This window comes from Pseudomonas sp. NBRC 111123 (assembly GCF_001320205.1).
GTDB lineage: Bacteria > Pseudomonadota > Gammaproteobacteria > Pseudomonadales > Pseudomonadaceae > Aquipseudomonas > Aquipseudomonas putida_J.
The window spans coordinates 1-12,560 of sequence record NZ_BCAZ01000031.1; the positions used below are offsets into that span (position 1 = coordinate 1).

General features: G+C 63.4%; 11 protein-coding genes and 2 pseudogenes. 6 read left to right on the plus strand and 7 right to left on the minus strand.

Translation table 11 applies throughout. The annotated features are described in order from the left end of the window. Positions 1-122 precede the first annotated feature (122 nt). The 4 genes from arsH to APH27_RS16355 are packed head-to-tail and all read right to left on the minus strand — an operon-like array spanning position 123 to position 2,988. Positions 123-824 carry an arsenical resistance protein ArsH gene (gene arsH / locus APH27_RS16340; RefSeq protein WP_027919283.1) on the minus strand — a complete coding sequence of 234 codons (702 nt, stop codon included), beginning with the start codon at positions 822-824 and terminating at the stop codon, positions 123-125. A gap of 13 nt (positions 825-837) precedes the next feature. Next, positions 838-1,308, minus strand: coding sequence for an arsenate reductase ArsC (locus tag APH27_RS16345; RefSeq protein ID WP_060485355.1), 471 nt, complete (start codon positions 1,306-1,308; stop codon positions 838-840). Positions 1,309-1,336: 28 nt separating this feature from the next. After that, a complete protein-coding gene (locus tag APH27_RS16350) occupies positions 1,337-2,620 on the minus strand; it encodes an arsenic transporter (RefSeq protein ID WP_027919281.1) in 1,284 nt (427 codons plus the stop codon). Positions 2,621-2,640: 20 nt separating this feature from the next. Continuing rightward, the gene (locus tag APH27_RS16355; protein ID WP_027919280.1) at positions 2,641-2,988 is read right to left on the minus strand and encodes a metalloregulator ArsR/SmtB family transcription factor; all 348 of its coding nucleotides are present in this window, start codon (positions 2,986-2,988) and stop codon (positions 2,641-2,643) included. Positions 2,989-3,292: 304 nt separating this feature from the next. On the opposite strand from APH27_RS16355, the gene APH27_RS26000 reads away from it, so the two are divergent. Next, positions 3,293-3,547 (plus strand): hypothetical protein, encoded by a 255-nt coding sequence (locus APH27_RS26000; RefSeq protein ID WP_081784298.1) that lies wholly within the window; start codon positions 3,293-3,295, stop codon positions 3,545-3,547. 130 nt (positions 3,548-3,677) lie between these two features. On the opposite strand, the gene APH27_RS16360 is transcribed toward APH27_RS26000, so the two are convergent. From APH27_RS16360 to APH27_RS16370, 3 genes are all read right to left on the minus strand, one after another. Next, the gene (locus APH27_RS16360; RefSeq protein WP_060485356.1) at positions 3,678-4,844 is read right to left on the minus strand and encodes a DUF2314 domain-containing protein; all 1,167 of its coding nucleotides are present in this window, start codon (positions 4,842-4,844) and stop codon (positions 3,678-3,680) included. Positions 4,845-4,905: 61 nt separating this feature from the next. Then, complete coding sequence (locus APH27_RS16365; protein ID WP_060485357.1) at positions 4,906-5,310, minus strand: DUF2251 domain-containing protein; 405 nt, start codon at positions 5,308-5,310, stop codon at positions 4,906-4,908. Between the two features lie 139 nt (positions 5,311-5,449). Beyond that, positions 5,450-6,220 (minus strand): IclR family transcriptional regulator C-terminal domain-containing protein, encoded by a 771-nt coding sequence (locus APH27_RS16370; RefSeq protein WP_060485358.1) that lies wholly within the window; start codon positions 6,218-6,220, stop codon positions 5,450-5,452. A gap of 145 nt (positions 6,221-6,365) precedes the next feature. Between APH27_RS16370 and APH27_RS16375 the strand changes: the two genes are divergently transcribed. The 5 genes and pseudogenes from APH27_RS16375 to APH27_RS16395 all read left to right on the plus strand — a co-directional run bounded on the left by APH27_RS16375 (position 6,366) and on the right by APH27_RS16395 (position 12,527). After that, a complete protein-coding gene (locus tag APH27_RS16375; RefSeq protein ID WP_060485359.1) occupies positions 6,366-7,190 on the plus strand; it encodes a shikimate dehydrogenase in 825 nt (274 codons plus the stop codon). Beyond that, a pseudogene (locus tag APH27_RS16380) lies at positions 7,180-8,908 on the plus strand (FAD-dependent oxidoreductase). The gene APH27_RS16375 and the pseudogene APH27_RS16380 overlap by 11 nt, the downstream one beginning before the upstream one ends. Before the next feature lie 50 nt (positions 8,909-8,958). Then, positions 8,959-9,213: pseudogene (locus tag APH27_RS26890) on the plus strand (NIPSNAP family protein); the annotation flags it as partial. Positions 9,214-9,310: 97 nt separating this feature from the next. Then, positions 9,311-11,041 carry an FAD-dependent oxidoreductase gene (locus APH27_RS16390; protein ID WP_256208079.1) on the plus strand — a complete coding sequence of 577 codons (1,731 nt, stop codon included), beginning with the start codon at positions 9,311-9,313 and terminating at the stop codon, positions 11,039-11,041. A gap of 163 nt (positions 11,042-11,204) precedes the next feature. Further along, on the plus strand, positions 11,205-12,527 hold the full coding sequence (locus APH27_RS16395) for an MFS transporter (RefSeq protein WP_060485361.1): 1,323 nt from the start codon (positions 11,205-11,207) through the stop codon (positions 12,525-12,527). Positions 12,528-12,560: the final 33 nt, after the last annotated feature.

Here is a 12,560-nt window from a genome sequence, read left to right on the forward strand (position 1 = left end):
CGCTCCCACAGAGTACGCGTCGCGCTTTCGAAACCAGCCACCTTTTAGTGTCCGCTTTTGGTCGATAGCTGGCGTCTGCAAATGGCTGCTACCGACCCAAAGCAAAGTCCCTGGGCATGGCCTCAGATCGAACGCTGGTTGACTCGGGCAGTTAGTTGCTCGGCACTTTCCTTGCGTTCCGAATAGCGATCTACCAGGAATTCCTTGCTGTCACGCAGCAGAACGGTGAACTTCACCAGCTCTTCCATCACATCAACCACGCGATCATAGAACGGCGAAGGCTTCATGCGCCCGGCATCATCGAACTCCAGGTAGGCCTTGGGTACCGAAGACTGGTTCGGGATGGTGAACATGCGCATCCAGCGGCCAAGCACGCGCAGCTGGTTGACCACATTGAACGACTGCGAGCCGCCACACACCTGCATGACCGCCAGGGTTTTACCTTGGGTCGGGCGAACCGCACCGAGCGCCAGGGGTACCCAGTCGATCTGCGCCTTGAACACCGCAGACATCGCGCCGTGACGCTCTGGCGAGCACCAGACCTGGCCTTCCGACCACTGCATCAGATCGCGAAGTTCCTGCACCTTGGGGTGCTCGACCGGTACATCGTCCGGCAGCGGCAGGCCGGACGGGTTGAAGATGCGGGTCTGGGCGCCGAAGTGTTCCAGCAGGCGTGCGGCTTCTTCCACCAGCAAGCGACTGAAAGAGCGTTCGCGGGTTGATCCATACAGCAACAGGATGCGTGGTTTGTGCTCGCTGGAACGGGGCGCCGCAGGCGGCGTGTCGAACAGCGCGAGGTCGAGATTGGGCAGTGGCTCGGACATTTTTTCCTCCAGCTCAGAGCGTGCCGATGCGATCCAGCTCGCGCTTGAGCTGATCACCGTCGAGGCTATCGAAAGGCAGTGTGAAGAAGGCTCGGCAACGCGATTCGATGTGGGCCAACGTGGTATGGAAAGCCGCGTCGACCGATGCTTCGTCACCGACGACATCGGACGGGTCTTCCAGCCCCCAATGCGACTTCAGCGCGGGGCCGAAGTACACCGGGCAGGCTTCGCCGGCCGCCTTGTCGCAAACGGTGATGACGATATCCGGTGGGCTGCCTTCGAACGCATCGTTACCCTTGCTGCTCAGGCCTTCGGTTGATATACCGGCCTGACGGAGCGTACTCAGGCTACGAGGCAATACCTGGCCCTTGGGGAAACTGCCAGAGCTGATGGCCTGGAAGCCTGCCGGGGCCAAGTGGTTGAACAGCGCTTCGGAAAGTATGCTGCGGCAGCTGTTGGCCGTGCACATGAACAGGACTCGCATGTCGGGCTCCTCCGCTTGGTCGCGGACGTCAGAGGCTCAGGCGCAGTGCCAGGGCCGAAAGGGTGATCAGCAAAACCGGTAAGGTCAGCACAATGCCGACCCTGAAGTAGTAACCCCAGGTGATGCGCATACCTTTGCGCTCCAGTACGTGCAGCCACAGCAGTGTGGCGAGGCTGCCAATCGGGGTGATTTTCGGGCCCAGGTCGCAGCCGATGACGTTGGCGTAGATCATCGCTTCACGGACCAGGCCCTCAGCGCCGCTGGCCTGGATCGACAAAGCGCCGACCAGTACGCTGGGCATGTTGTTCATCACCGAGGACAGCAGCGCAGAGACAAGACCAGTGCCAAGGGCGGCGCTCCACAGCCCTTGCTGTGCAAGCCAGTCGAGCAGCTGGGTGAGCATGTCGGTGAGACCGGCGTTTTTCAGGCCGTACACCACCAGATACATCCCGAGGGAGAAAATCACTACCTGCCAAGGTGCTTCGCGCAGCACTCGACGGGTAGCAATGCGGTGGCCGCGCGCGGCGACGGTGAAGAGGACTGCTGCACAAGCGGCGGCCACCGCACTGATCGGGATACCGAGCGGTTCGAGCGCGAACAAGCCTGCCAGCAACACCACCAGTACCCAGCCACCGACCTTGAAGGTGGCGCGGTCGTGAATCGCCTCGCTCGGCCTCTTCAATACATCGAGTGCGTACTGCCTGGGGATGTCACGACGGAAAAACAGCAACAGCACCACCAGGGTGGCCGCCACGCTGGCGAGATTCACCGGCACCATCACCGAGGCGTATTCAGCAAAGCCCAGGCCGAAGTAGTCAGCCGAGACGATGTTGACCAGGTTGGAGACCACCAGCGGCAGGCTGGCCGTATCGGCAATGAAGCCAGCAGCCATGACAAAGGCCAGCGTCGCGGTGGGCGTAAATCGCAACGCCATCAACATCGACATGACGATGGGCGTGAGAATCAGCGCCGCACCGTCGTTGGCGAACAGTGCCGAGACGGCAGCACCGAGCAGCACGCAGAAGGCGAACAGCCGGTAGCCACTGCCGTTTGCCCATCGCGCTACATGCAGGGCGGCCCACTCGAAGAAACCAGCCTCATCCAGCAGCAGGCTGATGATGATCACCGCGATAAAGGTTGCAGTGGCGTTCCAGACAATGGCCCAGACGGTTGGAATGTCGTGCAAGGACACTGCACCGACCGACAGCGCAATAATTGCACCCAGTGCGGCGCTCCAGCCGACCCCAAGCCCTTTGGGCTGCCAGATGACCAGCGTGAGGGTGAAGACAAAGACAGCAACAGCTACCAGCATGAGAATCTCGCTCGGTGATATCAGCAGCAGGCAGCATCACGGACGGGGCGGCCATCCATGTTTTTCAGCCGAAGGGTGTTGTCTGCCAACCACTGTGAATTGGCCTGCAAGGTGACTTGCAGCATCTCGTGTACCCACGCCGGTAGCTCTGGATTGAGGCGGTAATACACCCACTGACCCTGGCGGCGATCCAGCAGCATGCCGTTGCTGCGCAACTGCGCCAGATGGCGACTGACCTTGGGCTGGCTGTCGTCCAGCGCGCACATGAGTTCACAGACGCAGAGCTCTCCCAGGCTGGCGATCAGCAGGGTGGCGCGAACACGGGTCTCGTCAGAGAGGCTCTTGAAAACATCAGGTGGGGAAATCATGGCGGCACCAAAACATATGGAAAGCCGAATATACGGATTTGCATATGTTAAATGCAAGTACATCTGCGATGGCAGACATCACCCACGACGATTACCGTGAAGTCGGCACTGGGCCAGAGTGTGAGCGCGCCAATCACTGTCAAATGAGAGCCGGACAAAACCGGGGCCGCTTGCCGGCCCCCGGCGGCGAAGGCCTGATGCACGCCAGTGACACGCCGCGTCATTGAATCGTCCCGATGAGTCATATTGATGACTCCCGCTCTTCAGGCTAATACTAAGGTATCTGCCTGGGGAGGCACGAATCATGCAAACGAGATTTGTTATCGTTCCAGCTGTGCCAGTCGAAAAACAATCCTTTCATTCCGGATCCCGGTTTTATGCTGCAACCGTGTCAGGTGGCTACGACATCTACGACAACCAGGAGAAATTACGGCTAAAGCCAAGCTACGCAACCAAGTCGCTCGCCGAAGCCGCACGCGTGAAGCTGAACAGCGAATGCCGTAATCCAGACGAACTGTTCCCCTTCTTACGGGTGGAATGCGCCGTAATCGACCGGTGACTGCGAGTTGCGCTGCGAGTTATCGCTGGCAGCACGCGGTCGGTGCGCGAGAAAGGAGTCCTGAGGGCTATGGCAGATTGACGCTAACTCAAGCAGGGAACTAGCCCCAACGTGTCGCGGTTGAGACCGACTAGTGACCGATGACGTAGCGCTGCACCTGATCATGCAATGCACAGGCAACCAGCAGCGCGGCCAGCATGGCGCCAATGTCCAATGCCCGGCTCGCCCCCCACTGCGGTGTGCGCTGGCGCAGCTTGAAGTATCCGGCGCCGTTGCTGCAGAGGGCCCCGAAGCTCAGGATCAGAACGGCAGCCATGAAGTCCAACTTGCCTGCCACTTCCACTGCCTGCCCTGCCCTGGCGCTATTCACGGGAACGACGACCAGGAAGTAGAGCCAGGCAAGCGCGACTGCGACCAGCACTAGCCCGACAGGCCTCAACGAAAAACCTTTGGCCTCACTCGGCTCAGGCTCATCGGCCCCCTCACCTTGCAGCAACCGCGCGATGCGTGGCCAGCCGGCTTCACGCGCCAGTACCTGCGAGGTCTGGCCAATGCTGTTGGCCGCCAGCGGATCGGCCCCGTGGCGCAACAGTGCCTGTACCACTGGGTAGTTTCCCGCCAGCACTTCCCGATGCAGGAGCAGCCAGCCGTCATCATCGAAGTCGGTGATCATGCCGGGGTACTGCTGCAAAGCCTCTTCTAACTTTTCACGCATGTTCAAGGCCATTGGATGGTCGCCTTGTTCCAGATACGCCAGCAGCTGCTGGTCTGCCTCGCTGCTCAATGCCCGCGAAAGCCGCAAGGGCGCCTGCCCCTCTGCAGCGGGAACCAGTTCGACGGAACCTGGCTCGCCAAAGTCCAGGCCCCACGCCGCGTCATGCCCGGCTCGCTCGTCGTCGGCCATGCTGCTGCGCAACGCATCGACGGTGAAACCACCATACACGCGCCCATCAAGCACGAACATCCAGTCGTTGAGTGCTGCAAAAGGCAGCGATACCGGGTCGCCGGCCTTGAACGCTGTAGCCCAGCGAGGTTCGTTCATCAACACGCCGGTGATCGTTTTACCGTCGAAGTCGATATCGCTGACCCACATGTTTTCGACCACGGGGATATCCGGGTCATCCGGATCAAGCATGAAGGACATCTTGACGGCAGCCATGTCGAGGCACTTGACGATGCGACGTGCCTCCCATGACATTTCCCGCCAAAAGAACTTGAAGGTTGCCTGGGCGCTGGCCACGGCTTGCTTCAATGCCTGGCTTTCGCCTTCGACGCTGTAGATCATTTGCTCCGTCATGAGCCGCTCGTCCTTGTGCCTGATCCAGATAGGTTGTTGCCAAGTCCCTCCCTAAAGACGGTCAGGCAAAATGCTGCAGTGCGCTGTCATCCCATTCATGGCCTGCGTGCGACCAGCCATTGTCCATCGGTAGCGGGAAGCCGGTACGGCAATGCCCCTGCCTGGCTTCGAAGTCGAAGACCGCATGCGGGTAGTCGTTGATCAGCAGCAGCGCCTTGCGGTGGTCCTCGGACCAGGCAATCTTGACTATCGAGGGTTTGTCCCGATCCGCAACGCTCTCCACGTCGTAGATGTGCAGCGCATTCTGGATCGGGTTGCCGGCGCCCGAGGTATCCAGGGCATAGAAATAGCCGGTTTCTTCGTCGTCCTCGAACACCACGACATAGGGCCCTTCCCCGGCGGGCGCCTCGACCACCAGGCCGTCCCCTACAAGCAATTCGTTCTGCGCAGCAAGATAGGCAGGCATGCGGGCAATCCTTTTGCTGTATGAGAAGGCTTGATCATGCCCAGCAACGAATGCCCGCTGCAAGCGAATCTGAAGCAGGCACTGCAACACCGCGCTGCACCGGCCTGGGATCAGATAGCCGCTTGCAAGCGAGCCAGCCTTAATCCAGCACCGGCTTGAGCAATGCCTGCGCCTCATACAGCGTCGCCAGGTAGCGCAGGCGCATTTCGTCGATGCTCAAACGCGAAGCATGAGTAGTGATCGTCAAGGTCGCCTTCAGCTGGCCGCTGCGGTCGAGTAGCGGCACGCCCAGCACGCGCATGCCGATTTCGTATTCCTGATCGACGATGCTGTAGCCCTGCGCCCTCACCTGCTGCAACTCCGCCGCCAGCAGCGCCCTGTCGGTCTGGGTGTAAGGCGTCAGCGCATTCAGGGGGTTACGCGCAAAGTACTCCTCGCGCTGCCCCTGCTCCAGCCACGCCAGCCAGACCCTGCCACTGGCCGTGCAGTACATCGGCACCCGTGACCCCGGGCGGATCGACATCGAAGCGATGTGGCTGTACCGGCTGCGCACCAGGTGGATGATCTCGTCGCCATCACGGCTGCCCACCGACACATGCTCCTGGGTCTGGCGCGCAACCTGCTCGACGATCGGCCGCAGCATGCGTGGCAACTGCGCCGAATCAACATAGGCCTGGCCGATGCGCAGGGCCTTGGGCGTCAGCCAGTAATGGCGGTTGTCGGTTTCGGCAAAACCTTCGTGTACCAGGGTCAGCAGAAAGCGCCGTGCAGCGCTGGGGGTCAGGCCGGACAACCTGGCCGCCTGGGGCACGCTCAGGCGGGGTTGCTCGGCACTGAACAGTTGCATCAGCGCCAGGCCTTTCTGCAGGCCGGCGATGAGGTCGCGGGGATGGATCTGGGGCTGGGACATGAATTCGGCTCGTTGAAGAGGGCGCTTAATGCGATTACCGACAGATGACTGCGATTATCGCAGCAAATGCCCGATCAGCGCATTGTCGGCTAACCCGCCCCGCACCAAGCTTGCCTCCACAACAACAGCCATAACGGAGGTCAGCATGATCCGAGGTTCGACAGAACTGGTTGCCATCGTCGGTTCACCCATCGCCCAGGTGAAGTCGCCGGAAAACTTCAACACCTGGTTCGCCAACAACGCACGCGACCTGGCGATGCTTCCCATCGACCTGCAGGAAACGGCGCTGGGCGCCTTTGTCGACAACCTGCGTGGCTGGCGCAACCTGCGCGGCTGCGTGGTCACCGTGCCGTACAAGCAGGCCCTTGCCTCACGGCTGGACGGGCTCAGCGAGCGCGCCCAGGCCCTGGGCTCGGTCAACGTGATCCGCCGCGAAGGTGACGGCCGCCTGGTGGGTGACAACGTCGATGGCGCGGGCTTCCTCGGCGCCACCCGCCAGCATGGCTTCGTGGCCACCGGCAAGCGCGCGCTGGTCGTGGGGTGTGGCGGGGTCGGCAGTGCGATCGCCTATGCGCTGGGTGAAGCAGGCATCGCCAGCATCACCCTGAGCGACCCCAGCAGCGAACGCGTCGGTGTGCTGGGTGAAGTGCTCGGCAATGCCTTCCCCAAGCTGGAAATCGCCAGCCTTTTCGACTCACTGGACGCCTTCGACCTGGTGGTCAACGCCTCCCCCGTAGGTATGGGCCACAGCGGCGAACTGCCTGTGCCGGCGACGCTGCTGGAGACGCTGAAAGCCGCCACGCTGGTGGCCGACGTGGTCACCTCGCCAGAAATCACCCCACTGCTGCAAAAGGCGAGCGAGCGCGGCTGCCCGATCCAGACGGGTGCGCAAATGGCCTTCGCCCAACTGGGCCACCTCGGCGCCTTCATGGGCGTCACACCGCTGGAGATTTGCAGCCATGAGCGCTAGCGAACCAGCGGTATTCGACCTGGTCGTCCTCGGCAGCGGCGCCGGGGGCTTCGCCACTGCCGCCACGGCAGCCCGCCGCGGGCTGAAAGTGCTGGTGGTAGAAAAGGCCGAACGCTTCGGCGGCACCTCGGCGATTTCCGGCGGTGCGGTGTGGATCTACGGCAGCGATCAGGCCCGGGCAGCTGGGGCCAAGGACTCCGCCGAGGCCATGCGCACCTACCTGAAGACGATCATTGGCACAGGTTACAACCCGGCGCTGGTAGAGGCCTTCATCGAGCAGGGTCACCAGGCCCTGCGCTGGCTGGAGCAAAACACCGAACTGCGCTACGGCCTGCGCCCGCATTCACCGGACTACTACCCCGACGAACCCGGTGCCACCGAGTTCGGCCGCGCCCTGGAGATGGTCGAGTACGACGGTCGCCACCTGGGCACACGCTTCAAGGACCTGCAGATGCCACCGCCCGGCATGCTGCTGTTCGGCGGCATGATGGTCAACCGCGTGGACATCCAGCACTTTCTCAACCTGCGCCGCTCACCCGCCTCGCTGTGGCATTGCCTGAAACTGATGGCACGTTATGCGCGGGACCGCCTGCGCCACCCGCGGGGTACCCGCCTGACCACCGGCAACGCGCTGATCGCACGCTTGGCCAGCAGCGCCTTTGCCGACGGCTGTGAACTGTGGCTGCGCAGCGAGGCAAAGGAGTTGATCGTAGAACGCGGTGTGGTAGCTGGCGTAGTCGTACAGCGCGAAGGCCGACTGCTAAGGGTGCAAGCCAGGGGTGGGGTGGTCTGCGCCATGGGTGGTTTTGCCGCCGGCAAACTGGCTGCGGACTATCGGCCGGATGCCACGGCAGCTCACCTGAGCATGTCCCCGCCAACCAACGACGGTGCTGCCCTGCGCCTCGGCGAGGCGGTGGCGGCGGCACAGGGCGAAGGTCTGGCGGCCAATTTTTTCTGGGCGCCAGTGTCCGAATTGCGCCATGCCAACGGCGAGCGCGAGCGCTTCCCACACCTGGTCACCGACCGCGCCAAGCCCGGGGTGATCGCGGTCGGCCCGGCCGGGCGCCGTTTTGTCAACGAAGCCAACTCGTACCACCACTTCGTACAGAGCATGTTCGCCAACGCGATGGGCCATTGCTGGCTGATCTGCGACGCCGAGGCGATGAACCGTTATGGCCTGGGCCTGGCACGGCCCAGGCCGGTGGACAACTCGGCGCTGATCGCAGCCGGCTACCTGCAGCGCGCTGCCAGCGTACCAGCCCTGGCCGAGGCCATCGGTGTCGATCCACAGGCCTTGCAGCAAACGCTGGAGCGCTTCAATGCCGACGCCGGTAACGGCATCGACCGCGAATTCGGCAAGGGCGGCAACAGTTACAACCGCTACATGGGCGACCCGCAGCGCCAGCCCAACCCGTGCCTGGCGCCGCTGACCAAGGCGCCGTTCTACGCCATCCGTATCCACACCGGCGACCTCGGTTCGGCACGCGGGCTGGTCACCGACGCCCATGCCAACGTGCTGAACCGCAGCGGCGCGCCCATTGCCGGGCTGTATGCCGTGGGCAACGACATGAACTCGATGATGAACGGCACCTACCCCGGCCCCGGTATCACCCTCGGCCCCGCCCTCACCTTCGGCTGGATCGCTGCCAGCCATATCGCCAAGCGCCTGCAGGCGCCAGCCCCCCCCCCTGGAGAAACCCGCATGTACTACGAACTGAGAACCTACACCCTCGACCCGCTGAAGATGGCCGACTGGCTGGCCCTGTACCAGAGCCATGCGCTGCAGGTGCAAAGTGAGCACCTGGGCAACCTGGTGGGCTTCTTCACCAGCGAGTTTGGCGAGGTCAACCAAGTGGTGCATCTGTGGGCCTACGCCAGCCTCGACGAGCGCATGGCGCGCCGTGCCGCGATGGCCGCCGACCCACGCTGGGCGGAGTTCTCGCGGCGCAACCGGGAGCTGGGCGCGGTGGTGCAGCTGCAATCGCGGCTGCTGCGGCCCACGGGTTTTTCGCCGCTGCAATAACCTGTGCCGCAGGTTTAACGGGGAGCATGTGTAGCAACTGCCCTGCTCCATTTCCAAGACCGGCGCGATCCCTGTGGGAACGCGCCACCTTTCAGAAATTGAGCAAGGCAGTTGCTTACACAAGGCTCTCGCTAGACGCCAAAAGGATCTATGCATGCAACCCCTCGAATGTGACGTACTTGTCATCGGCTCCGGTGCCTCTGGCCTGGCGGCCGCGGTTACCGCCGCGCATCACGGCCTGAAGGTGATCGTCGCGGAGAAGGCCTGCCAGCTTGGCGGCACCAGCGCCTGGTCGGGGGGCTGGCTGTGGATTCCGCGCAACCCGCTGGCCGTCGCCGAAGGCATTGTCGAACGCGACGACGCCCCGGAGCGCTACTTGCGCGCCCAGACCCACACCACCGAACTGGACCCACGCCAGCGCGCCTTCCTGCACCATGGCCCGCAGATGGTGGCGTTCTTCCAGCAACACACCACCGTGCAGTTCCAGTCCGGCAGCAAGATGCCCGACATGCGTGAAGGCGATGGCAGCGCGCATGGCGGGCGTTCGCTGTGCGCGCTGCCGTTCGACGGCCGGTTGCTGGGCCCGTGGCTGCACAAGCTGCGCCCGCCACTGGACATCGTCAGCCTGGCCGGCATGGGCATCGCCGGGGGTGCGGACATGGCCGCCTTCTTCAACGCGCGCCATTCGCCCAAAGCCGCGCTGCACGTGGGTAAGCGCCTGCTGCGCCATGGCCGCGACCTGCTGTTGCAGCGCCGTGGGCTGCAACTGGTCAACGGCAACGCCCTGGTCGCGCGCCTGCTGCGCAGTGCCTTGGACCTCGGCGTGACGCTGGTCACCGACAAAGCGGCTGCCCGCTTGCTCGGCGATGGACATATCGACGGTGCGCAGTTCGCCGATGGCCAGGTGATCCGTGCACGCCGGGGCGTGGTCCTGGCCTGTGGCGGCTTCGCCCATGATCGCCTGCGCATCGCCCAGTTGATGCCCCATGCGCCCGATGGCGAGCAGCACTACTCGGCCGCGCCACTGCAGAACAGCGGTGATGGCTTGCGCCTGGGTGAACAGGTCGGCGCCCAGCTTGGCCCCGCGCTCGCACAGGCCGGCGCCTGGGCGCCGGTATCACAGGTACCGCGCCCTGACGGCAGCTTCGGCCACTTCCCGCACCTGATCGACCGCGCCAAACCCGGCTTCATCGCCGTGCGCCGCGACGGCCGACGTTTCGTCAACGAAGCCGATTGCTACCACGATTTCATGAATGCGCTGTTCGCCGCCACGCCCCAGGGCGAAGCGCACGAAGCCTGGCTGATCTGCGACCATGCCGCACAACGGCGCTATGGCATCGGCTGGGCCAAACCTTTCCCCTTCCCAACCGGTTTCTATCAGCGCCGCGGCTACCTGTTCAGCGGTCAGTCCCTGGCAGAACTGGCGCAGCGCTGCGGGATCGATGCCGAACAACTGCAGCGCACCGTGGCCGACTTCAACCGCCATGCCGCACACGGCGAAGACCCGGCCTTCCAGCGCGGCGCCTCGGCCTACAACAAGGCCCAGGGCGAACCGCTGCATGGGCCCAACCCATCGTTGCGGCCTTTGCTGCACGGGCCTTTTCATGCAGTGAAGCTGCTGCCAGGCAGCCTCGGCACCTTCGCCGGCCTACACACCGATGCCTCGGCACGCGTGCTCGATCACGCACAGCAGCCGATACCCGGCCTGTTCGCGGTCGGCAACGACATGCACAGCGTGATGGCGGGGCATTATCCTAGCGGTGGCATCACCCTTGGGCCGGGCATGACCTTCGGTTATCTGGCTGGCAAGGTGCTGAGCCGCCTGTGAGCGCGCCGCTATTGTTCGGTTATCGAACAATAGCCCCCTCCAACGAATTGACGCTCGCCGATTCACTGCCCACCATGCACCGGCCTTGCGTGTAGCCCCTGCCTGGGGCCAGGTCACGTTCGAGAAACCGCAGTTCATTACAATTTCAAGAAACGACCAGGATATGAACCACTCCAAGCTCACTACCGCCAGCCCTCGGCTGCCGTCCGCCGGCATCGGCGACAAGATCCGTGGCGCCTTCGCCGTCGGCAAGACCCGCTGGGGCATGCTCGCCCTGGTGTTCTTCGCCACCACCCTGAACTACATCGACCGCGCCGCGCTCGGCATCATGCAGCCAGAACTGGCCAAAGCCATGAGCTGGACGGCGATGGACTACGCGAACATCAACTTCTGGTTCCAGGTCGGCTATGCAGTCGGCTTCCTGTTGCAGGGCCGGCTGATCGACAAGGTCGGCGTCAAGCGCGCGTTCTTCGCCGCCGTACTGCTGTGGAGCCTGGCCACCGGCGCCCACGGCCTGGCCACTTCGGCGGCCGGCTTCATGGTCTGCCGCTTCATCCTCGGCCTGACCGAAGCGGCCAACTACCCGGCCTGCGTGAAGACTGTGCGCCTGTGGTTCCCTGCCGGTGAGCGCGCCATCGCCACCGGCCTGTTCAACGCCGGCACCAACGTCGGCGCCATGGTCACCCCGGCCCTGCTGCCGTTGATTCTCACCGTCTGGGGCTGGCAGGCCGCGTTCATCGCCATGGGCTGCCTGGGCCTGGTCTGGCTGGTGTTCTGGGGCCTGAAGTACTTCAACCCCGAAGAGCACCCACGGGTACGCCAGAGCGAGCTCGACTACATCCAGCAGGACGTCGAGCCAGAGGCAGCGCGCCTGCCCTTCAGCCGCATCCTCGGCATGCGCGGCACCTGGGCCTTCGCCGTGGCCTACTCGATCACCGCGCCGGTGTTCTGGTTCTACCTGTACTGGCTGCCACCGTTCCTCAACCAGCAGTACAACCTGGGCATCAGCGTGACCCAGATGGGCATCCCGCTGATGCTGATCTGGCTGACTGCCGACTTCGGCAGCATCGGCGGCGGCATTCTCTCCTCGTGGTTGATCGGCCGCGGCGTACGCGCCACCACCGCGCGCCTGGTGTCGATGCTGATCTTCGCCTGCACCATGGTCAGCGTGACCTTCGCCGCCCATGCCAGCGGGCTGTGGATCGCGGTGCTGGCCATCGCCCTGGCGGTCGGCGCGCACCAGGCCTGGACAGCGAATATCTGGAGCCTGGTGATGGACTACACGCCCAAGCACCTGATCAGCACGGTATTCGGCTTCGCCAGCATGTGTGCAGCGGTTGGCGGGATGTTCATGACGCAGATCGTCGGCAGCGTGCTGATGGCGACAAACAACAACTATGCCGTGCTGTTCACCATGATTCCGGCCATGTACTTCCTGGCGCTGATCTGGATGTACTTCATGGCGCCGCGCAAGATCGAAGCCTGAACAACGCGGTTTCCAGTTACCTCGATGGGGCCC